Genomic DNA, 20912 nt, shown 5'->3' on the forward strand with positions numbered 1-20912 from the left:
GGCGACAAGCGAGTCAAGTCGGCCTGCGGTGGTCAGGATGGAGGCATGGCATACCACGTCCACTCCGAGGCCGGGCGGCTGCGCCGTGTCATCCTGCACCGGCCCGATCTCGAGCTCAAAAGGCTCACCCCCAGCAACAAGACCTCGCTCCTCTTCGACGACGTGCTGTGGGTGCGCAGGGCCCGCGCCGAGCACGACGGGTTCGCCGACGTGCTGCGCGACCGGGGCGTCACCGTCCACCTCTTCGGTGACCTGCTGGCCGAGACGCTCGAGGTCCCGGCGGCCAGGTCCCTCGTCCTGGACCGGGTCTTCGACGAGAAGGAGTACGGCCCCCTCGCCACCGACCACCTCAGAGCCGCCTTCGAGACGCTGCCCGCCCGGGAGCTGGCCGAGGTGCTGGTCGGCGGCATGACGAAACGCGAGTTCCTGGACGTGCACCCGGAGCCGGCCTCCGTGCGCTTCCACGTCATGGAGCTGGACGACTTCCTGCTGGGACCCCTGCCCAACCACCTCTTCACCCGCGACACCTCCGCCTGGATCTACGGCGGCGTCTCCATCAACGCCATGCGCTGGCCCGCCCGGCAGCGCGAGACCGTGCACTTCGAGGCGATCTACCGGCACCACCCGCTGTTCCGGGACGAGGACTTCCACGTCTGGTCCGAGGGGCAGGCCGACTACCCGTCGACCATCGAGGGCGGGGACGTGCTGGTCATCGGCAACGGCGCGGTGCTCATCGGCATGAGCGAGCGGACCACGCCCCAGGCCGTCGAGATGCTCGCGCACAAGCTGTTCGCGGCCGGTTCCGCCGAGACGATCGTGGCCCTGGACATGCCGAAGCGGCGCGCCTTCATGCACCTCGACACCGTGATGACGATGGTCGACGGCGACACCTTCACCCAGTACGCGGGCCTCGGCATGCTCCGCTCGTACACCATCGAGCCGGGCGTCGGCGAGAAGGAGCTGAAGGTCACCGACCATCCGCCGGAGCACATGCACCGCGCGATCGCCGCCGCGCTCGGCCTGAACGAGATCCGGGTGCTGACCGCCACCCAGGACGTGCACGCGGCCGAGCGCGAGCAGTGGGACGACGGCTGCAACGTCCTGGCCGTCGAACCGGGCGTCGTGGTCGCCTACGAGCGGAACGCCACCACCAACACCCACCTGCGCAAACAGGGCATCGAAGTGATAGAGATCCCGGGCAGCGAGCTGGGGCGGGGCAGGGGCGGGCCGCGCTGCATGAGCTGCCCCGTCGAACGGGAGGCGGTATAGGTCACCGACCGCGACCCCGTATATCCATGCTGAGTTTCGTATAGTATTCCAGGAGTCTGTGTCCCCGTATCCCTGGAGCGCCCCCATGGCGACAGTCCCGACCGCCCTCGCCGGCCGCCACTTCCTCAAGGAGCTGGACTTCACGCAGGAGGAGTTCCGCGGTCTGGTCGAGCTGGCCGCCGAGCTGAAGGCCGCCAAGAAGGCCGGGACCGAGGAGCAGTGCCTGCGCGGCCGGAACATCGCCCTGATCTTCGAGAAGACCTCCACCCGCACCCGCTGCGCCTTCGAGGTCGCGGCCGCCGACCAGGGCGCCTCGACGACGTACCTCGACCCCTCCGGCTCGCAGATCGGCCACAAGGAGTCGGTCAAGGACACCGCGCGGGTGCTGGGCCGGATGTACGACGCGATCGAGTACCGGGGCGACAGCCACCAGAAGGTCGAGGAGCTGGCGGCGTTCGCCGGGGTCCCCGTCTACAACGGCCTCACCGACGACTGGCACCCCACCCAGATGCTCGCCGACGTGCTCACCATGACCGAGCACTGCGCCAAGCCGCTGACGGAGATCTCCTTCGCCTACCTGGGCGACGCCCGCTTCAACATGGGCAACTCCTACCTGGTCACCGGCGCCCTGCTCGGCATGGACGTCCGTCTCGTCGCCCCGAAGGCCTACTGGCCGGCGGAGGAGGTCGTCGACCGGGCGCGTGCCCTCGCCGAGAGCAGCGGCGCCCGGATCACCCTCACCGAGACCCTGGACGAGGGCGTCCGCGGCGCCGACTTCGTCGCCACCGACGTGTGGGTCTCCATGGGCGAGCCGAAGGAGGTCTGGGACGAGCGCATCACCGCCCTCGCCCCGTACGCCGTGACCATGGACGTCCTGCGCGCCACCGGCAACCCGGACGTGAAGTTCCTGCACTGCCTGCCCGCCTTCCACGACCTCGGCACCAAGGTCGGCCGCGAGATCCACGCCTCGCACGGCCTGGAGTACCTGGAGGTCTCCGACGAGGTCTTCGAGTCGGCCCACTCGGTGGTCTTCGACGAGGCGGAGAACCGCATGCACACCATCAAGGCGATCATGGTGGCGACCCTGGCCTGAACAGGCCTTATGCTGACCGGCGGCCCGGAACCACCCCTTCTCCGCGGCCGCCCGCGCGACGCACCCGTCGCATCCCCGCACCACCAGGAACGAGCACCACCCGCATGCCTCGCTACAAGTCGCCCCAGCTCCTGGTGGCCGAATCCGGCGCCGACCGTGAGGGCCACGGCCTGAAGCGCACGATGGGCCTCTTCCAGCTCGTCTGCTTCGGCGTCGGCGCGATCGTCGGCACCGGCATCTTCGTCGGCCTGTCCGACTCGGTCGCCCAGGCCGGTCCGGCCGTCGTCGTCTCCTTCGTCCTGGCCGCGCTCACCTGCGTCCTCACCGCGTTCGCCTTCGCCGAGCTGGGCGGCGCGATCCCGGTCTCCGGCTCCTCGTACTCCTTCGCCTACGCCGGACTCGGCGAGGGCACGGCCTTCCTCGTCGGCTGGTGCCTGCTGCTGGAGTACGGCGTGTCGGTGTCGGCCGTGGCGGTCGGCTGGAGCCAGTACGTCGACGAACTGCTCGACAGCCTCGTCGGGCTGCGGCTCCCCGCGGCCCTGTCGGCCGGTCCGGCCGAGGGCGGGCTGGTCAACCTCCCGGCCGTGATCGTCATCGCCCTGGCCGCCGTGCTCCTGGTGCGCGGGGTGCGCGACAGCGCCCGGGCCACGGCCGCGATGGCCGTCCTCAAGCTCGCCGTGCTCGTGGCCTTCGTGGCGATCGGCCTCACCGCCTTCGAGGACGGCAACCTCACGCCGTTCTCGCCGGAGGGCCTGGCCGGCGTCGGCGCGGGCACCACCGCCGCCTTCTTCTCGTACATCGGCTTCGACGCGATCACCACGGCCGGCGAGGAGGCGAAGAACCCCCGCCGGGACATCCCCGTCGCGATCCTCGTCTGCATCGGCCTGGTCACGCTGCTCTACTGCGCGGTCGCCCTCGCCGCCATCGGCGCCATCGGCGGCGACGCCGTCGGCGGCCGGCCCGCTGCCCTCTCCCACGTCGTCAACCAGGTCACCGGCTCGACCGTCGGCGGCGGCGTGATCGCCTTCGGCGCGGTCGTCGCCATCGCCTCGGTGGTGCTCGCCGTGATGTACGGCCAGACCCGGATCCTCATGTCGATGTCCCGTGACGGGCTCGTCCCGCGCGTCTTCGAGAAGGTCTCGCCGAGGACCTCGACGCCGGTCGCCGGCACCCTGATCGTGGCGGTCGTCTTCGCGCTCCCCGCGGCGTTCGCGCCGCTGGACGCGGTGGTCAGCCTGTGCACCATCGGCACGCTCGCCGCCATGGCCGCCGTCAACGTCGCGGTCATCGCCCTGCGCCGCCGCGAACCGGGCCTCGCCCGCACCTTCCGCGTGCCGCTCTACCCGGTCACCCCGCTGCTCGGCGTCGGCTTCTGCCTGTACCTGATGTACGAGACGGGCGCGGCGGCCTGGCTCCGGTTCGCCGTGTTCCTGGCGGCCGGCGTCGCGCTGTACCTGCTCTACGGGCGGCGGAACTCCCGGCTCGCCCGCCTCACGCCGACGGACGCCGCTGAGCCGGCACCACAGGCAGTCTGAACCACACGGCCTTGCCGGACTCGGTGGGCCGGTGGCCGCAGGAGGAGCTGAGGGTGCGGATCAGCAGCAGACCGCGCCCGTGCTCCTGCCAGGGGTCGGGCGGCCCGCCGGCCGGACAGGTGAGGTCGCCGGGCGGCGCCGGGTCGGTGTCGTGCACCTCGACCTGGCAGCCCGACGGCATCAGCTCCACGACCAGCTCTATCGGCGTCTCGCCCGAGGTGTGCTCCACGGCGTTCGCCACCAGCTCCGCCGTGAGCAGCTCGGCGGTGTCGCAGTCCGCCCCGTGCTCCAACTCGGTCAGCGCCGTACGGACCAGGGCACGGGCCACCGGCACCGCCGCCGCGGTGTGCGGCAGCGCGATGCGCCAGGAGGCGGGGGCTGAGGGGAGTTCGTACAAGGCGGGTCCGTTCATGGAGCAGGACGTCCTGCTTTCAACCTGATGAATGGTACGGCGCCACTCTTCCGAGGCGTCCGAGGGGCACCGTCGGGGGCACCTTCGCCCCTTGCCGACGGCTTACCCAGGTGAACGCGGTGCCGCGCACAGCTGCTCCCGCCGTTACGCCGATGTGGACGATCTGTGACGGATGTGACCGGCCCGGGTCGCGCCCGGATCCACACCGGAGTCCTACCCGGACGGCCTATCGCGCACTCATGACGACAGTCACGAATGAGTGATAGCTTCGTGGGGTAGAGCTCAGTGAGGCAGTGCCCGCCCGAGGAGGCCGCCCGTCATGAGTCCCTTCACCGGCTCCGCCGCCCCCACCCCGAGCTGGGAGCATCTGCGCGTCGAGGTCGCCGACGGCGTCGCGACCGTCACCCTGGCCCGCCCCGCCAAGCTCAACGCCCTCACCTTCGGCGCCTACGCCGACCTGCGCGACCTGCTCGCGGAGCTGTCCCGGGAGCGGTCCGTACGGGCCCTGGTACTGGCCGGCGAGGGCCGCGGCTTCTGCTCCGGCGGCGACGTCGACGAGATCATCGGCGCCACGCTCGCCATGGACACCGCCCAGCTCCTCGACTTCAACCGGATGACCGGCCAGGTGGTCCGCGCGCTCCGCGAGTGCCCGTTCCCGGTGATCGCCTCGCTGCACGGCGTGGCGGCCGGCGCCGGAGCGGTCCTCGCTCTGGCCGCCGACTTCCGCGTCGCCGACCCCACCACCCGCTTCGCCTTCCTCTTCACCCGCGTCGGCCTCTCCGGCGGCGACATGGGCGCGGCGTACCTGCTGCCCCGGGTCGTCGGCCTGGGCCACGCGACCCGCCTGCTGATGCTGGGCGACCCGGTCCGCGCCCCGGAGGCCGAGCGCATCGGCCTGATCAGCGAACTGACGGAGGAGGGCCACGCCGACGAGGCAGCACGCCAACTGGCCCACCGCCTGGCCGCGGGCCCGGCCCTGGCCTACGCCCAGACGAAGGCCCTCCTCACGGCGGAACTGGACATGCCCCTGGCGGCATCGGTGGAACTGGACGCCTCGACGCAGGCACTGTTGATGAACAGCGCGGACTACGCCGAGTTCCACGCGGCATTCACAGAAAAGCGCCCTCCGAAGTGGAGCGGACGGTGAGTGCTCGTCCTTCAGGGGCGCGGGGAACTGCGCGACAAGCCACAACGCACCCGCAGTCGCCCACCGACAACAGCCACCCCCTACGCGTCGCAATCATCGGCGGAGGCCCCGGCGGCCTCTACGCCGCCGCCCTCCTCAAACGCCTCGACCCCACCCGCGACATCACCGTCTGGGAACGCAACGCCCCCGACGACACCTTCGGCTTCGGCGTGGTCCTCTCCGACGAGACCCTCGGCGGCATCGAACACGCCGACCCCACGGTCTACGAGGCCCTCCGCAGGGACTTCGTCCGCTGGGACGACATCGACATCGCCCACCGCGGCGTACGCCACACCTCCGGCGGCCACGGATTCGCCGCGCTGGGCCGCCACCGCCTGCTGGAGATCCTCCACACCCGCTGCCGGGAACTCGGCGTGGACCTCCGCTTCCGCACCGAGGCCCCCGACGACCTCCCGCGGACCCACGACCTGGTCATCGCCGCGGACGGCGTCCACAGCACCACCCGCGAGAGGTACGCGGACGCGTTCCGCCCCCGCCTGACCACCCACCGCTGCCGCTACATCTGGCTCGCCGCCGACTTCGCCCTCGGCTCCTTCCGCTTCGAGATCGCCGAGACCGAGCACGGCGTGATGCAACTCCACGCCTACCCCTACGCGCCGGACGCCTCCACCGTGATCGTCGAGATGCGCGAAGAGGTCTGGCGCGCGGCCGGTTTCGACGAACTCGGCGAAGCGGAGTCCATCGAACGCTGCGCCAAGATCTTCGCCGAGGCGCTCCACGGCCGCCCCCTGAAGTCGAACAACTCGGTGTGGACGACGTTCCGCACGGTCGTCAACGAGCGCTGGTCGCACCGCAACGTCGTCCTCCTCGGCGACGCCGCCCACACCGCCCACTTCTCCATCGGCTCCGGCACCAAACTGGCCGTCGAGGACGCCCTGGCGCTCGCGGCCTGCCTGGCGGAGCAGGACTCCCTGCCCGAGGCCCTGGCCGCCTACGAGGCGGAGCGGCGCCCGGTCGTCGCCTCCACGCAGCGCGCGGCACGGGCCAGCCTGGAGTGGTTCGAGAACCTCGCCCTCTACCTGGACCAGCCGCCCCGCCAGTTCGCCTTCAACCTGCTCACCCGCAGCCGCCGCGTCACCCACGACAACCTCCGCCTGCGCGACGCGCGCTTCACGGAGGCCGTGGAGCGCGAGTTCGGCTGCCCGCCCGGCACACCGCCCATGTTCACCCCGTTCCGGCTGCGCGGCCTGACCCTGCGCAACCGGGTCGTCGTCTCACCCATGGACATGTACTCGGCGGTCGACGGCGTCCCCGGCGACTTCCACCTCGTCCATCTGGGCGCGCGGGCGCTGGGCGGGGCCGGGCTGGTGATGACGGAGATGGTGTGCGTCAGCGAGGAGGGCAGGATCACGCCCGGCTGCGCCGGCCTCTACACCGGCCGGCAGGCCGAGGCCTGGAAGCGGATCACCGGCTTCGTGCACGCGCAGGCCCCGGGCACCGCGATCGGCGTGCAACTCGGCCACAGCGGCCGCAAGGGCTCGACGAAACGGATGTGGGAGGGCATGGACGAGCCGCTGGAGGAGGGCAACTGGCCGCTCGTGGCCGCGTCGGCACTGCCGTACCAGCGGTTCAGCCAGACCCCCCGCGCGCTGTCCCGTGCCCAGCTCACCGACATCCGTGAGCAGTTCGCGGCCGCCGCCGTGCGTGCCGCGCGGGCCGGTTTCGACCTGCTCGAACTGCACTGCGCCCACGGCTACCTGCTCTCCGGCTTCCTCTCCCCGCTGACCAACCGCCGCACCGACGCCTACGGCGGCACCCTGGAGAAGCGGCTCCGCTTCCCGCTCGAGGTCTTCGACGCCGTACGGAACGTCTGGCCGGGGGAGCGGCCCATGACGGTCCGCCTCTCCGCGACCGACTGGGCCGAGGGCGGGACGACCGCCGAGGAGGCCGTGGAGATCGCCCGGGCCTTCGCCGCGCACGGCGCCGACGCGATCGACGTGTCGACGGGGCAGGTCGTGGCGGACGAGCGGCCCGAGTACGGACGGTCGTACCAGACGCCGTTCGCGGACCGCATCCGCAACGCCACCGGCGTCCCCGTGATCGCGGTCGGCGCGATCTCCTCCTGGGACGACGTCAACTCCCTGATCCTGGCCGGCCGCACGGACCTGTGCGCCCTGGCCCGCCCGCACCTCTACGACCCGCACTGGACCCTGCACGCGGCGGCCGAGCAGGGCTACACGGGCCCCGGCGCGACCTGGCCGACCCCGTACCGCGCGGGCAGCCGCCGCCCCCGCACGGGCCGCACGGACGCGCCCAAGCCGCGGCTGAGCCTGTGAGCTGACGGCGGGTTCCGGCGGAACTCCCCGCCCCGAGGCGGAACTTCGGTCACGTGTTGTCCCACGATTGACTACGCTCTGTCGTCGTTCGTTCACTACGACATCAGAGGACACACAGTCACCGATGACGGCCATCACCAGCATCCGACTCGACGACGGCTCGCTGCTGCGCGTCGAGACCACCGAACCGGCTTCGCCGCGCCCCGTGGCCGAGGACCCCTACGAACCCATCCGCCGGCCGCGCCCGGCGGACGACGTGGCGAGCGCGGCCGACACCCTGCGCGGCGCCGTCGACCGGATCCGCCCGGCGGTCTCGGACATCGTGGACTCCCTGCGCTCCATGCCTCGCCGGCCGGACCGGATCACGCTGGAGTTCGGGGTCAAGGTGACCGCCGAGGCCGGCGTGGTCGTCGCCCGCACCGCGGCCGAGGCGCACTTCACCGTCGGTGTCGAGTGGGACGCCACGAGCGTCGCCGGAACCACCGATGCCGGCTAGCTCCCTGCCGCGCCGGGCACGGTACGAACGCGGCGCCGCCCGGGTGTTCGCCCCGGACGGCGAACCGGTCGGCGCGGGCTTCCTCCTCGACGACGACCTGCTGTGCACGTGCGCCCACGTCGTGGCCGAGCCGGACGGCAGCCGCCCCGTGCAGCCGGTCGTGGTCGACTTCCCGCTGCTCGCCGGTGCCGAACCGGGCCCACGGGTGGCCGCCGTGGTGGAGTCCTGGTGGCCCGAGGACGACGTCGCGCACCTGCGCCTGAGCGCGACGGTGGACGGGACGGAGCCGCTGCCCCTCGCGGACGGCTCCGAAGACGAGTGGAACCGGGACATCCGCGCGTTCGGCTTCCCCCCTCAGGTCTCGCGCGGAGTGAACGCGACCGGCACCCTGCGCGGCCGGCAGCGCGCCGACCTCATCCAGCTCGACCTGACCGCACCGGGCGTCCGCATCGGCCCGGGGTTCAGCGGCGCCGCCGTCTGGGACCCGGGGGAAGAGGCCGTCGTCGGCATGCTCACCACGCGGGGCAGAGGGCCGGTCAGCGACACCGCGTATCTGCTGGCCGCGGACCGGCTGACCGACCCCGACGCGCTGCCGTGCCCGTTCCGGGGCCTGGCCCGGTTCGAGAGCGAACACGCACGGTACTTCCACGGCCGTGAGGACGAGGTGGGCGCACTGGTGCGGGCGCTGGAGACCCGACCCGTCACCGTCCTCGTCGGCCCTTCCGGCAGCGGCAAGTCCTCCTTGCTCCGGGCAGGCCTGCTGGCGGCGGTCCGCACCCGGGGGACGCCCTGGGCCCTGCGGGTGCCGGAGCCCGCCGACGCGGCCGGGGCACCGGCCGAGGACGCCGACGCCTGGGTCGCCGAAGCGGTCGCGGCGGCCTGGCACGACGCCGTACCGGACGACGCCGCCCGGCGCGACCGCTTCGAGGCCGTGCGGGACGCCTGCGCCGGCGGCGAGGCCGAGCGGCGGGTGCTGCGCGGCCGGCTCACCCATGAACTCGGCGCGCGCGGTGCCGTGTTGCTCCTGGACCAGTTCGAGGAGTACGCAGCGGCCGCACCGCACGGAGCACTGCGGGCCTTCCGAGCCCTGTCGGCGCTGGCCCAGGCCCCGGACCCGGCCCAGGGCGGCGGGCTGCGCGTCGTGCTGACCGCGCGCTCCGCCACGCTGGAGGCCCTCACCGCCGCCGACACCTCCGCCCGGCTGGAGGGTGCCGTGCGGTTCCTCGCGCCGATGACCGCCGAAGCCCTGACCCGGGCCGTGCGGGAACCGGTACGGGCCGTCGCCGGCCTGCGTCTGGAGGAGGGACTGGCACAGCGTCTGGTCTCCGACGCCGTGGACGAACCGGGGTGCCTGCCCCTGTTGCAGTTCGCCCTGACGCGGCTGTGGGAGCAGCGCAAGGCGCACACCATGACCCACGCCGCCTACGAACGCACAGGTGGTGTCGTCAAGGCGCTGGCCGAGTACGCCGACGAGGCGCTGCGGGACTGCCTCGCCTCGACCGGCGCCGCCGAGGACACCGCCCGGAGGCTGTTCGAGCAGCTGGCCCGGCCCGACGGCCAGGGCGGATTCACCCGGCGTGCCGCCCCGATCCGGCAGTTGTCGCCCGAACAGGCCGCGCTGGCCCGCGCCCTGGCCGGGCGCCGGCTGCTCGTGTGGGACGTCGTCGAGCGGCGGCCCGGCCCGGCCCGCGAGCAGGCCGGCACCGTGCAGGTGGTGCACGAAGCACTGCTGCGCGAGTGGGAGCGTCCGGCGGCCTGGCTGCACGAGGGCGCCGACTTCCTCGAATGGCACGAACGCACCGCACGGGACGCGGCCGAGTGGGACGGCGCGGGCCGCCCCGACGGGCTCCTGCCGCACGGGGCCCGTCTGGCCGAGGGGCTGCGGTGGCTCGCCGACCGGCCCGACGACCTCACCGACACCGAGCGGGCCTACCTGGAGGCGGGCCGGCGGCGGCAGCGGCGCGGGCTGCGCCGGCTCTGGGGCGTGACCGCTCTGGTGACCGTGCTCGCGGTGCTGGCGTCGACCCTCGCGGTGAGCACGTACCGCGCCCTCCAGCGGGACCGGGCACAGCTGCGCACGGCTGCCGCCGCCGAACTGGGCACGCTCGCCGCCGATGTGGCCGACCGTTCGCCGGACAGCGCGTTCCGCTACGCGGCCGGCGCCTGGACCGCCCGCCACACCCCGCAGTCCCAGCAGGCCCTGTTCGCGCAGTACGTCCGCGCCGCGGACGTGACGTCCTCGCACAGCGGGCTGTGGCCGGGCAGCGCGCAGTGGTCGTCGATGTCCCCGGACGGCCGCACCGTGGTGGTGCTGTCGCGCCGGGACGGTGCCGTGGATCTGACGGCGACCGTGGTGACCGGCGCCGTCGACGGCCGTCCCCGGGCCACTTCGCTCCGGGGCGTCCCCGCCGGCCTGCGCGTCCAGGACTTCCGGGACGCGATCAGCGCCGACGGCCGCCGCTACGCGCTGGTCACCCTGGACGGCAGCGTGCTGCTGTGGGACCTGAGCGCGGCCGGAGCCCGCCCGCGGCAGTTGTCCGCGGCTCTGCCCGCCCGAGGCGGCGTCGAGTCCCCGCACGTCGACTTCTCCGACGACGGAACCCGGCTGCTGCACTTCTTCCCCTTCAAGGAACCGCGCCCCGAGGACGACGGCCGCAAGGCGCTCGTCCGGCTCTGGGACACGGACAGCGGCCGTGCTCTGCCCGTGTCCCAGCGGGTCGTGGAACAGCAGAACCCGACCATGGCGTGGCTGCCGGGAGACGGGGAGCGCGTCGCGGTCGCCGGCAGCCGTGCGAAGGGAGAGCAGCGCTATCTGGACCTCCACGACACCGCCTCCGGCGAGCGGGTCCGCCGCGTCTACGGTCCGCAGCCCGCCGTGAACCAGGAGCCGGCCGGCCGGGGCGTCTGGCTGGACGTGGCGGACGGTCTCCGCTGGTACTCCCTGTATCCCGAGGCGCGGCAGCCGGTCCGCACCTATTCCGGAGGTGTGACCTCCCGGGACCTGACGGGCACGCACCTCTACCGTGATGCCACTCCCGTGTCCGGGGAGACGGGGGACTACCGGCGCGTGACGGTTCGCGACCCGAGGGAACGCGACCGCTTCTGGTCCCTCACGCTCCCCGGCCGGGACGGCTCCAGAGCGCTCGGGGTCGTCGGAGAGGGCTCCGGTCCCCGCACCGTCCTGGCCGTCGAGGGGGACACCCTGCTCCGTTCCCGCCCCGAGCCCGTGTCCGCGGTGGCGAACGAGCTCTTCTCGCGTTCCGGTGACGCCGCCGCCCTCTCGCCCGACGGCTCGCGGACCGCGCGGTTGCGGGCGGGCCGGCTGGAGGTCACCGGGCCGGGAGTCCGTACGCGCCACACCCCGCTGCCGGGGAAGATGCGTGAAATCGACGGATGGAAGCTGCACCTGACCTGGGTCACCCGCAAGGGCGGGGACGCGCTGCTCGTCTGGTCGGACTACTTCACCTACGCCCGCCTCTACGACGCCGACACCCTGCGTTCCCGCGGGGTCACCTGGGATTGCGGCCGGTCCGGCGACCCCACCGCGAACCAGCCGCAGGACATCGTGCAGACGGGCGACGGCGACCTCGTGCTGCTGTGCCTGGGCGACACGCTGGTCCGGCTGGACCCGCGCTCCGGGGTGCAGAGCGGCGGCCCGGTCCGGCTGGAGCACACTCCGGCCGGCCGGGGGATGTTCCAGAACACCGGCCGGCTGACCACCAGGCCGGGCCACCCCCACCAAGTGGCGGTGGTCACCGGCCCCTGGCGCGCCAGCGGCAGGATCGAGCTGTGGGACGTCCGGCGCGGCACCCGCGTGGCCCGGCTGGAGGGCGGGCCGCTGCCGAACGGGTCGTTCCTCGACGACGACGTGGAACGGTGGGTGGTCTTCACACCCGATGGGAACCGGCTCGCCGCGTTCGACGAGGAGCGACGCGTGGTGTGGTGGGACGTGGACGGGGAGCGCCCGGAGGAGCCGACCCGTGCCATCGACGACGCCACCGGCTTCCTGGGAGTCGCGCCGGACGGGACGCTCCTCGTCGTCAGCTCGGGCGTCAGCCTGGTCTCGCCGGACGACGCCGAGCCGCTCGGACAGTTGAAGGGCGGGGACGAGAACCTGCACGCGGTCCGCATCAACGGCGACACCCTGCACCTGGTCACGGAGAAGGGCGCCCGGACGCTCCGCCTCTCGCCCTCTGCCTGGCAGGCCACCCTGTGCGCGGCCCTTGACGGCCCCGACAGCCGTGCGCAGCAGGGCCGTCCGGTCCTGGAGGCGGCCAGGAACACTCCGCCATGCCCCTCCACCTGAACGCGACGAGCGCCCGGGGGCGGTGTCACACCCCCACGAACTCCGCCCCCGCCTCCCGCAGCCGCTCGTGCAGCCCCCGGAACACCGCCGACGAGCGGACCCCCGGCCAGTCCCGGGGGAGCAGCTCGGAGGGCAGGCCCGGGTCGGTGTAGGGGAGGTGGCGCCAGGAGTCCAGGGCGAGGAGGTAGTCGCGGTAGGCCTCCTCGGGCGGGGTGTCCTCGCGCTTCTCCCAGTCGCGCAGGACGCGCTCGTGGCGGTCGAGGAACGCCTCGTGCTCCTTGGCGATCGCGGCCAGGTCCCACCAGCGGGCGACGGCCTCCGCGGTCGGCGCGAAGCCGAGGTGGTCGCCGCGGAAGAAGTCGACGTACGAGTCGAGCCGCAGCCGCTGCAGGGTGTGCCGGGTTTCCTCGTAGAGCCGGGCGGGCGCGATCCACACGCCCGGGGCGGCCGTGCCGAAGCCGAGTCCGGACAGGCGGGAGCGGAGCACGTGCCGCTTCTGCCGCTCCGACTCCGGCACGGAGAACACCGCGAGCACCCAGCCCTCGTCCTCGGGCGGAGCGGTGGCGTAGATGCGCCGGTCGCCGTCGTCGAGCAACTGGCGGGCGTCCGGGGACAGTTCGTACCCGGCCGCGCCCTGGGCGGTGCGGGCGGGCACGAGCAGTCCGCGTCTCTTGAGCCGCGACACCGAGGAGCGTACGGACGGGGCGTCGACGCCGACCGCGGCCAGCAGCCGGATCAGTTCGGCGACGGGCACGGGGCCCGGCACGAAGCGACCGTACGCGCCGTAGAGCGTGACGATGAGAGACCGTGGTGCATGCTGGTCGGACACGTTGATCATCTTAGGTCGTGCGGATCAGTCCCGGCCGCCTGTGGTGCGCAGCCGGAACCGCTGGAGCTTGCCGGTGGCCGTGCGCGGCAGCGCGTCGAGGAAGACGATCTCGCGTGGGCACTTGTACGGGGCCAGTTCCTCCTTGACGAAGGCGCGCAGCGCCCCGGCGTCCCGTGCGGCGCCCTCCTTCAGCACGGCGAAGGCCACCACGACCTGGCCGCGTGCCTCGTCGGGCCGCCCGACGACCGCCGCCTCCACCACGTCCGGGTGGCGCAGCAGCACGTCCTCGACCTCGGGGCCCGCGATGTTGTACCCGGCCGAGATGATCATGTCGTCGGCGCGGGCGACGTACCGGAAGAAGCCGTCGGGTTCGCGGACGTAGGTGTCGCCGGTGATGTTCCAGCCGTCGCGCACGTACACGCTCTGCCGCGGGTCGGCGAGGTAGCGGCAGCCGACCGGTCCGCGCACGGCGAGGAGCCCGGGCCGCCCGTCGGGCACCGGCGCGCCGTCCGCGTCCTGCACGCGCGCCTGCCAGCCCGGCACGGGGACGCCCGTGGTGCCCGGGCGGATGTGCTCGTCGGCGGCGGAGATGAAGATGTGCAGCAGCTCGGTGGCGCCGATGCCGTTGATGAGGCGCAGGCCGGTGCGTTCGTGCCAGGCCCGCCAGGTGGCGGCGGGCAGGTTCTCGCCGGCCGAGACGCAGCGGCGCAGGGACGACAGGTCGTGGCCGTCGAGCTCGCCGAGCATCGCGCGGTACGCCGTCGGGGCGGTGAACAGCACGGAGACCCGGTGCCGGGCGATGGCCGGCAGCAGGTGCCTCGGGCCCGCCTGCTCCAGCAGCAGCGCGCTCGCCCCGGCCCGCAGCGGGAAGACGACGAGTCCGCCGAGGCCGAAGGTGAAGCCGAGCGGGGGACTGCCCGTGAACACGTCGTCGGCGCGGGGCCGCAGCACGTGCCGGGAGAAGGTGTCGGCGATCGCCAGTACGTCCCGGTGGAAGTGCATGCAGCCCTTGGGGCGGCCGGTGGTGCCGGACGTGAAGGCGATCAGCGCCACGTCGTCGGCCGCCGTCGGGACGGCCTCGAACGGGGCCTCGGGCGCCGGGCGGTGCAGCAGGTCGTCGGGTGCGTCACCGCCGTAGGTCGTGATCCGCAGGCCGGGGATCTCGGCCTTGGCGAGGTCGTCGACGGCGCGGATGTCGCACAGCGCGTGCCGCACCCGGGCGATCTCGCACATGGTGCTCAGCTCGTGGGGGCGCTGCTGGGCGAGCACGGTGACCGCGACGGCCCCCGCCTTCAGCACCGCCAGCCAGCAGGCGGCGAGCCAGGGGGTGGTGGGGCCGCGCAGCAGCACCCGGTTGCCGGGGACGACGCCGAGTTCGCCGGTGAGCAGGTGGGCGAGGCGGTCGACCCGGGCACGGAGATCGGCGTACGTCCACGGCTCACCGGTGGGGGTGAGGAAGGCGGGGCGGTCGCCGGGCTGGCCGGTCAGCAGTTCGGCGGCGCAGTTGAGCCGTTCGGGGTAGCGCAGCTCCGGCAGGTCGAAGCGGAGTTCGGGCCATTGGTCCGGGGGTGGCAGATGGTCGCGGGTGAAGGTGTCGACGTGCGCCGTGTCCCGTGGATTCATACGGTTCGCCCCCTTGGCGTGGTGGGCTCGCCCCTGGAGCGTATCGTGTTGGTGACGGCAGTCAACGGTCCGCGATAACCTCGGAGTGGCCCGGCCGGACGCAGGGCGGCGCAGAAGGGACCGGCGATGACCGCATTCTCGCTCGAACCGGCACAACTCGCCTGGTGCGCCGAGCTGCGCGCCCTGGCCGCGGAGCGGCTGCGCCCCCTGGCCGAGAAGGGCGAGCCGGGCCGGGTGAACCGGGCCCTGGTCGCCGAACTGGGCCGACTGGGCCTGCTCGGGCGCCTGTTCACCTCGGGCGCGCTCGACCTGTGCCTGATGCGCGAGTCCCTGGCCCAGGCCTGCACGGAGGCGGAGACGGCCCTGGCCCTCCAGGGCCTCGGCGCCCACCCGGTGCACGCCCACGGCACCGACGCCCAACGCGCCCGCTGGCTCCCCGCGGTGAGCGACGGCACGGCCGTCGCGGCCTTCGCCCTGAGCGAGCCCGGGGCGGGCTCGGACGCGGCGGCCCTGGAGCTGACCGCCCACCCGGACGGCACCGCCCACCCCGACGGCGACGCCCGCTGGCGCCTCACCGGCGAGAAGTGCTGGATCTCCAACGCCCCCGAGGCGGACTTCTACACCGTCTTCGCGCGGACCACCCCGGGCGCCGGCGCCCGCGGGGTCACGGCGTTCCTCCTGCCCGCCGACCGCCCGGGGCTGACCGGCCGCGGGCTCGACATGCTCGCGCCGCACCCCGTCGGCGCCCTCGACTTCGACGGCGTACCGGTGACGGCCGACGACGTGCTGGGCGAGGTCGACCGCGGCTTCCGGGTCGCCATGGGCACGCTCAACCTGTTCCGGCCCAGCGTCGGCGCCTTCGCCGTCGGCATGGCACAGGCGGCCCTCGACGCGACCCTCGCCCACACCGCCCGCCGCGACGCCTTCGGCGGCAAGCTGCGCGACCTCCAGGCCGTCGCCCACCAGGTCGCCGAGATGGCCCTGCGCACAGAGGCGGCCCGCCTGATGGTTTACGCGGCGGCGACCGCGTACGACACGGGCGCCCCGGACGTGCCCGGGCGCTCCGCCATGGCGAAACTGCTCGCCACCGAGACCGCCCAGTACGTCGTCGACACGGCCGTCCAGCTGCACGGCGCCCGCGCGCTGCAACGCGGTCAGCTGCTCGAACACCTCTACCGCGAAGTGCGCGCCCCGCGCATCTACGAGGGCGCCAGCGAGGTCCAGCGCGGCATCATCGCCAAGGAGTTGTACGCCCGCCAGGAGGCCCGGTGACCACCGAGCGCGTCAACCCGCCCGGCCTCTCCCCGCCGGCCGGCTTCTCCCACGCCGTCGTCGCCTCCGGCTCCCGCGTGGTGTTCCTGGCGGGGCAGACCGCCCTCGACGCCGACGGCAAGGTGGTGGGCCGGACCCTGCCCGAGCAGTTCGAGAAGGCCCTCGCCAATCTGCTGGCCGCCCTCACCGCGGCCGGCGGCAGCCCCGCCGACCTCGCCCGCGTCACCGTCTACGCCACGGACGTCCAGGCGTACCGCGCCCACGCGCGCGAACTGGGCCGGCTGTGGCGCCGGCTGGCCGGCCGGGACTACCCGGCCATGGCGGTCGTCCAGGTCGTCCGGCTGTGGGACGAGGAGGCGCTGGTGGAACTGGACGGGTTCGCGGTGCTGCCGTAGGGGGGGGGCGGCGGACTCGCCACCGAAGGGGTGAGGGTCACGGACGGCGGCCCGGAGGGCCGGTACGAGTGGAAACCGCCATCTCACTCCTTCCGGGAGGTTCCCCTCATGCGTGTACGTCCCCTCCTCGGCGCGGCGGCCGTTGCCGCGCTGCTCCTGCTGACCGGCGCGGGCGCGCCACCCGCCGCCGCGTCGCTCCTCGCCCCGTCCGAGTCCGTGACGGTCGACGCGGTCGGCCGGATCGCCGCCGACGGCACCGTCACCCTGTCCGGCACCTACCGCTGCGTCGGCTCCAGCGGCCCCGTCTTCGTCAGCTCCTCCGTGAGCCAGGGCGTCTCCACCACCCGCTACGGCATCGGCGGCACCCGGGCCGTGTGCGACGGGGCGGTGCACCGCTGGGTGAACACGGGCCGTCCCATGCCCGGCGCGCTCACGCCCGGCGCGGCCCACGTGGAAGCAACCCTGATGGAGCTGCGCACCTTCAGCGGCCTGCCGCTGCCCAGCTTCCACGCGACCTCGGGGCAGGACATCACCCTGACCCAGAGCTGAGCCAGGGCCCGAACGGACCGGCGGACACCCCGGATACGAGGGTTCCGCCGGTCCCGGCCTCCCCGACGACCTGGGCCTTTCCCATCGCGATGGTGCGCGATCCGCCTCCTTGACTGTTTAATTGCGAGGTCTATGCAACAACCTGACTAGAGCAACAAGGGTGTGAGGTCACATGTCGACCCGTCGGATACGAGGGGCCGCCGCCACGGCGGCGCTGGCCGCGGCGGTCACCGCCTGCTCCGCTCCCGGCAGCGGCGGGCCGGGCGACGCCAAGTCCGCCGGATCCGTGGTGATCGGCGTGGCCTCCGAGCCCGACACCCTCAGCCCGCTCCTCGGCTACGGCAAGGACGGCAACTCCAAGATCTTCGACGGGCTGCTCGCCCACGACGCCGATCTGAAGCTGAAGCCCGCGCTGGCGGCCGCGCTCCCCGAGATCACCGACGGCGGCCGCACCTACACCTACACCCTGCGCGACGGCGTCGAGTTCAGCGACGGCGAGCCCCTCACGGCCGACGACGTCGTCTACACCTACCGGACCGTCCTCGACCCGAAGACCAACAACACCTTCAAGAGCGAGCTGGACGCCGTGAAGGAGGTCCGGGCGAGCGGTGACGACAAGGTCGTCTTCACCCTCAAGTACCCCTACGCCCCCTTCGCCGCCCGCACGGTCCTGCCCATCGTCCCCGAGCACGTGGCCGGGAAGCAGGACCCCAACACCGGCTCCTTCAACACCAAGCCGGTCGGCACCGGGCCGTACGTCCTCAGCACGTGGAGCAAGGGCGAGAAGCTCACCTTCAAGGCCAACCCCCGCTACTGGGGCGGCAAGCCGAAGGTGAAGACCTTCACCATGGCGGTCATCGCCGACGACGACGTCCGCGCCACCCGGCTGCGCTCCGGCGACCTCGACGGCGCGGTCCTGCCGCCCAACCTCGCCGCCACCTTCAAGGGCGACGACGCCACACGCACCTACGAGGCACGCTCCTACGACTTCCGGGCCGTCACCCTGCCCACCGCGCACCGGGTCACCGGCGACCGCGCCATCCGCCGGGCACTGGACGCCGCCGTGGACCGCCGGGCCATGGTCGACAAGATCCTCGACGGCGCGGGCCGCCCGGCCTACGGGCCGCTGCCCGTCGACGACCCCGCCTTCACCGAGGACATCGAGCGCGCCAAGGACCTCGGCAAGGCCGGCCGGATCCTGGACGAGGCCGGCTGGAAGCCCGGCGAGGACGGCATCCGCGCCAAGGACGGCAAGCGCGCCTCCCTCAGCCTCCTCTACCCCTCCGGCGACAAGGTCCGCCAGGACCACGCCCTCGCCTACGCCTCCGACGCCAAGAAGGCCGGCATCGAGGTGAAGGTGGAGAGCGCCACCTGGGAGGTCATCGAGCCGCGCATGAAGGACACCGCCGTCCTCGCCGGTTTCGGCAGCACCGGCGACCCCGACTTCGGCCTCTACACCCTGCTGCACTCCTCCCTCGCCGGCGACGGCTTCAACAACATGGCCCGCTACGACAACCCGGCCGTGGACCGCGCCCTCGACACCGGCCGCCGCAGCCAGGACCCGGCCGCACGCAAGGCCGCCTACGACACGCTGCAGCGCGCCCTGGTCCAGGACCCCGGCTACACCTTCCTCACCCACATCGACCACCTCTACGTGCTGGCCGACCGCTGGGACGGCCTGACCACCCAGCTGGAGCCGCACGAGCACGGCTTCGCCAGCGGCCCCTGGTGGAACATCGAGGACTGGCAGCCGAAGCAGTGACCCGCCCGCCCTGGGGAGCGATGGCACGGCTGGCGGGACGGCGGGCGCTGTTCGCCGTCCCCGTCCTGCTCGTCGTCACGTTCGGCGTGTTCGCCATCGCCGCCGCCTCCCCCTTCGACCCCGTCAAGGCCTACGCCGGCACCGCCGCGCTCGGCGCCGACCAGGAGACCCTGGACCGGCTGCGCGAGAACCTCGGCGTGGACCGGCCGTTCGCCGTCCGCTGGTGGGACTGGCTGACCTCCGCGCTCACCGGCGACCTCGGCCACTCCACCGTGCTGCGGCAGCCGGTCGCCCAGGTGATCGGCGAACGGCTCGTGTGGTCCGCGCTGCTCTGCGCGGTCGCCTTCGCCGTCGCCGTGCTGCTGGGCACGCTGCTCGGCGTGCTCGCCGCGCGCCGCCCCGGCTCGGCCGCCGACCGGGCCGTCACCTCCCTCGCCTACACCCTGGAGGCGGCCCCGGTCTTCTGGATCGCGCTGCTCGCCGTCTGGCTGTTCGCCCTCCGGTGGGACGTCCTGCCGGCGGGCGGCCTGACCGACACCGGCAGCGAACACGTCAGCCTCGGGCAGGTCACCAGCCACCTCGTGCTGCCCGCGGGCGTCCTCGCGGTGTCCCAACTGCCGTGGTTCACGCTGTACGTGCGCCAGGGCGTCGGCGACGCCCTCGCCGAGGACCCCGTACGCGGAGCCCGGGCGCGAGGCCTGAGCGAACGCACCGTCCTGCTCGGGCACGCCCTGCGCTCCGGACTGCTGCCGGTGCTCACGCTCATCGGCTCCCGCGTGCCCGAACTCATCACCGGGGCGCTGCTGGTGGAGAGCGTCTTCAGCTGGCCGGGCATCGCCGCGGCCACCGTCGAGGCGGCCACCGCCGTCGACTTCCCGCTGCTCGCCGCCCTGACGACCCTGGCCACCGCCGCCGTCCTCGCCGGCAACCTGCTCGCCGACCTGCTCTACGGACTGTTCGACCCGAGGGTGAAGCTCAGTGACATGTGACGCACCGGCGCCCGTAGGCGCCCCGGCGGAGACCGAGTGGCGGTCGTACGGCCCGCAGCGCCGCTCCACCCGCGCCCTGCGCGTACGCACCTCCGCGGTGCTGGTGGCCGCGACCGTCCTGGCCGTGCTGCTCGTACCGCCGCTGGTCCAGCTCGACCAGCAGGCCGTCGACCTCGCGGCCAAGCTGCAACCGCCCTCGTGGGCACACCCCTTCGGCACCGACGACGTCGGCCGTGACCTGCTGCTGCGCTGCGTCTACGGACTGCGCGTGTCGCTGCTCGTCGGGGTGGCCGCGGCGCTGACGGCGACCCTGGTCGGCACGGCCGTGGGCGCGGCGGCCGGGGCCCTGGGCGGCTGGGCCGACCGTGCGCTGATGCGGGTGGTCGACACGTTCTCCGCCGTGCCGCACCTGCTGCTCGGCATCTTCATCGTCGCGATGTTCCGGCCCGGGGTCTGGCCCGTGGTGATCTCCGTGGCGCTCACCCACTGGCTGTCCACCGCGCGGATCGTCCGCGCCGAGATGCTGTCGCTGCGGTCGCGGCCGTACGTCGACGCCGCCGTGTCCGGCGGGGCGTCCCGGTGGCGGGTGGCCGTACGGCACCTCCTGCCCGCCGTGCTTCCCCAAGCGGCCCTCGCGGCCGTCCTGATGGTGCCGCACGCCATGTGGCACGAGTCGGCGCTGTCCTTCCTCGGTCTCGGACTGCCCACGCACACGGCGAGCCTCGGCACCCTGATCCAGACCGCCCGCGGCTCCCTGCTCGCCGGCCAGTGGTGGCCGACCCTCTTCCCGGGCCTGTTCCTCATCGTCCCGACCCTGGCCATCGCCGGTCTCGCGGGGGCGTGGCGGGAGCGGCTCCATCCCCGTCACCGATCGGAGCTGATGCTGTGAGCGCCGGTAT

The 20912-nt window shown here is 73.3% G+C and carries 16 protein-coding genes; 13 read left to right on the plus strand and 3 right to left on the minus strand.

Annotated elements, in window-relative coordinates; all coding sequences use genetic code 11:
- Positions 1–45 precede the first annotated feature (45 nt).
- From C1703_RS30325 to C1703_RS30335, 3 genes are all read left to right on the plus strand, one after another.
- A complete protein-coding gene (locus C1703_RS30325; RefSeq protein ID WP_114255814.1) occupies positions 46–1269 on the plus strand; it encodes an arginine deiminase in 1224 nt (407 codons plus the stop codon).
- An 85-nt stretch (positions 1270–1354) separates the two neighbouring features.
- Positions 1355–2362, plus strand: a complete 1008-nt coding sequence (gene argF, locus C1703_RS30330) for an ornithine carbamoyltransferase (RefSeq protein WP_114255815.1) — start codon at positions 1355–1357, stop codon at positions 2360–2362.
- A gap of 104 nt (positions 2363–2466) precedes the next feature.
- Positions 2467–3897 carry an amino acid permease gene (locus C1703_RS30335; RefSeq protein ID WP_114255816.1) on the plus strand — a complete coding sequence of 477 codons (1431 nt, stop codon included), beginning with the start codon at positions 2467–2469 and terminating at the stop codon, positions 3895–3897.
- Here the strand turns inward: C1703_RS30335 and C1703_RS30340 are convergent.
- Positions 3854–4309: an ATP-binding protein gene (locus C1703_RS30340; protein ID WP_114255817.1), complete on the minus strand. Its 456-nt coding sequence runs from the start codon at positions 4307–4309 to the stop codon at positions 3854–3856. The two genes, C1703_RS30335 and C1703_RS30340, sit on opposite strands and share 44 nt — an antisense overlap.
- 319 nt (positions 4310–4628) lie before the next feature.
- On the opposite strand from C1703_RS30340, the gene C1703_RS30345 reads away from it, so the two are divergent.
- The 4 genes from C1703_RS30345 (at position 4629) to C1703_RS40210 (ending at position 12594) form a co-directional block, all read left to right on the plus strand.
- A complete protein-coding gene (locus tag C1703_RS30345; RefSeq protein WP_114255818.1) occupies positions 4629–5456 on the plus strand; it encodes an enoyl-CoA hydratase family protein in 828 nt (275 codons plus the stop codon).
- Between the two features lie 92 nt (positions 5457–5548).
- Positions 5549–7792 (plus strand): bifunctional salicylyl-CoA 5-hydroxylase/oxidoreductase, encoded by a 2244-nt coding sequence (locus tag C1703_RS30350; RefSeq protein ID WP_232840796.1) that lies wholly within the window; start codon positions 5549–5551, stop codon positions 7790–7792.
- A gap of 124 nt (positions 7793–7916) precedes the next feature.
- Positions 7917–8288: a CU044_2847 family protein gene (locus C1703_RS30355; protein ID WP_114255820.1), complete on the plus strand. Its 372-nt coding sequence runs from the start codon at positions 7917–7919 to the stop codon at positions 8286–8288.
- A complete protein-coding gene (locus tag C1703_RS40210; protein ID WP_114255821.1) occupies positions 8278–12594 on the plus strand; it encodes a serine protease in 4317 nt (1438 codons plus the stop codon). The genes C1703_RS30355 and C1703_RS40210 overlap by 11 nt, the downstream gene beginning before the upstream one ends.
- A 25-nt stretch (positions 12595–12619) precedes the next feature.
- Here C1703_RS40210 and C1703_RS30365 read toward each other — a convergent pair whose 3' ends face one another.
- Together C1703_RS30365 and C1703_RS30370 are read right to left on the minus strand one after the other, a co-directional pair.
- On the minus strand, positions 12620–13432 hold the full coding sequence (locus tag C1703_RS30365) for a PaaX family transcriptional regulator C-terminal domain-containing protein (protein ID WP_114255822.1): 813 nt from the start codon (positions 13430–13432) through the stop codon (positions 12620–12622).
- A gap of 15 nt (positions 13433–13447) precedes the next feature.
- Positions 13448–15046 carry an AMP-binding protein gene (locus C1703_RS30370; protein WP_114255823.1) on the minus strand — a complete coding sequence of 533 codons (1599 nt, stop codon included), beginning with the start codon at positions 15044–15046 and terminating at the stop codon, positions 13448–13450.
- A 126-nt stretch (positions 15047–15172) separates the two neighbouring features.
- Between C1703_RS30370 and C1703_RS30375 the strand changes: the two genes are divergently transcribed.
- The 6 genes from C1703_RS30375 (at position 15173) to C1703_RS30400 (ending at position 20902) form a co-directional block, all read left to right on the plus strand.
- On the plus strand, positions 15173–16318 hold the full coding sequence (locus tag C1703_RS30375; RefSeq protein ID WP_114255824.1) for an acyl-CoA dehydrogenase family protein: 1146 nt from the start codon (positions 15173–15175) through the stop codon (positions 16316–16318).
- Entirely contained in the window at positions 16315–16713 is a 399-nt protein-coding gene (locus C1703_RS30380) for a RidA family protein (RefSeq protein ID WP_114255825.1), read from the plus strand. Before C1703_RS30375 ends, C1703_RS30380 begins: the two co-directional genes overlap by 4 nt.
- Positions 16714–16821: 108 nt before the next feature.
- Positions 16822–17262 carry a DUF6299 family protein gene (locus C1703_RS30385; RefSeq protein WP_114255826.1) on the plus strand — a complete coding sequence of 147 codons (441 nt, stop codon included), beginning with the start codon at positions 16822–16824 and terminating at the stop codon, positions 17260–17262.
- 172 nt (positions 17263–17434) lie between these two features.
- On the plus strand, positions 17435–19024 hold the full coding sequence (locus C1703_RS30390) for an ABC transporter substrate-binding protein (protein ID WP_114255827.1): 1590 nt from the start codon (positions 17435–17437) through the stop codon (positions 19022–19024).
- Between the two features lie 20 nt (positions 19025–19044).
- The gene (locus C1703_RS30395) at positions 19045–20013 is read left to right on the plus strand and encodes an ABC transporter permease (RefSeq protein ID WP_114255828.1); all 969 of its coding nucleotides are present in this window, start codon (positions 19045–19047) and stop codon (positions 20011–20013) included.
- Positions 20003–20902, plus strand: a complete 900-nt coding sequence (locus C1703_RS30400; RefSeq protein ID WP_114255829.1) for an ABC transporter permease — start codon at positions 20003–20005, stop codon at positions 20900–20902. Before C1703_RS30395 ends, C1703_RS30400 begins: the two co-directional genes overlap by 11 nt.
- Positions 20903–20912: the final 10 nt, after the last annotated feature.

The sequence above is a fragment of the Streptomyces sp. Go-475 genome (assembly GCF_003330845.1).
Taxonomy (GTDB): domain Bacteria; phylum Actinomycetota; class Actinomycetes; order Streptomycetales; family Streptomycetaceae; genus Streptomyces.

Bases quoted from the DNA above. Each gene is read 5' to 3' on its own strand.
- C1703_RS30390 (WP_114255827.1), top strand. From the start codon at position 17,435: ATGTCGACCCGTCGGATACGAGGGGCCGCCGCCACGGCGGCGCTGGCC.
- C1703_RS40210 (WP_114255821.1), top strand. From the start codon at position 8,278: ATGCCGGCTAGCTCCCTGCCGCGCCGGGCACGGTACGAACGCGGCGCC.
- C1703_RS30340 (WP_114255817.1), bottom strand. From the start codon at position 4,309: ATGAACGGACCCGCCTTGTACGAACTCCCCTCAGCCCCCGCCTCCTGG.
- argF (WP_114255815.1), top strand. From the start codon at position 1,355: ATGGCGACAGTCCCGACCGCCCTCGCCGGCCGCCACTTCCTCAAGGAG.
- C1703_RS30375 (WP_114255824.1), top strand. From the start codon at position 15,173: ATGACCGCATTCTCGCTCGAACCGGCACAACTCGCCTGGTGCGCCGAG.
- C1703_RS30325 (WP_114255814.1), top strand. From the start codon at position 46: ATGGCATACCACGTCCACTCCGAGGCCGGGCGGCTGCGCCGTGTCATC.
- C1703_RS30365 (WP_114255822.1), bottom strand. From the start codon at position 13,432: ATGATCAACGTGTCCGACCAGCATGCACCACGGTCTCTCATCGTCACG.
- C1703_RS30335 (WP_114255816.1), top strand. From the start codon at position 2,467: ATGCCTCGCTACAAGTCGCCCCAGCTCCTGGTGGCCGAATCCGGCGCC.
- C1703_RS30395 (WP_114255828.1), top strand. From the start codon at position 19,045: ATGGCACGGCTGGCGGGACGGCGGGCGCTGTTCGCCGTCCCCGTCCTG.
- C1703_RS30370 (WP_114255823.1), bottom strand. From the start codon at position 15,046: ATGAATCCACGGGACACGGCGCACGTCGACACCTTCACCCGCGACCAT.
- C1703_RS30345 (WP_114255818.1), top strand. From the start codon at position 4,629: ATGAGTCCCTTCACCGGCTCCGCCGCCCCCACCCCGAGCTGGGAGCAT.
- C1703_RS30385 (WP_114255826.1), top strand. From the start codon at position 16,822: ATGCGTGTACGTCCCCTCCTCGGCGCGGCGGCCGTTGCCGCGCTGCTC.
- C1703_RS30355 (WP_114255820.1), top strand. From the start codon at position 7,917: ATGACGGCCATCACCAGCATCCGACTCGACGACGGCTCGCTGCTGCGC.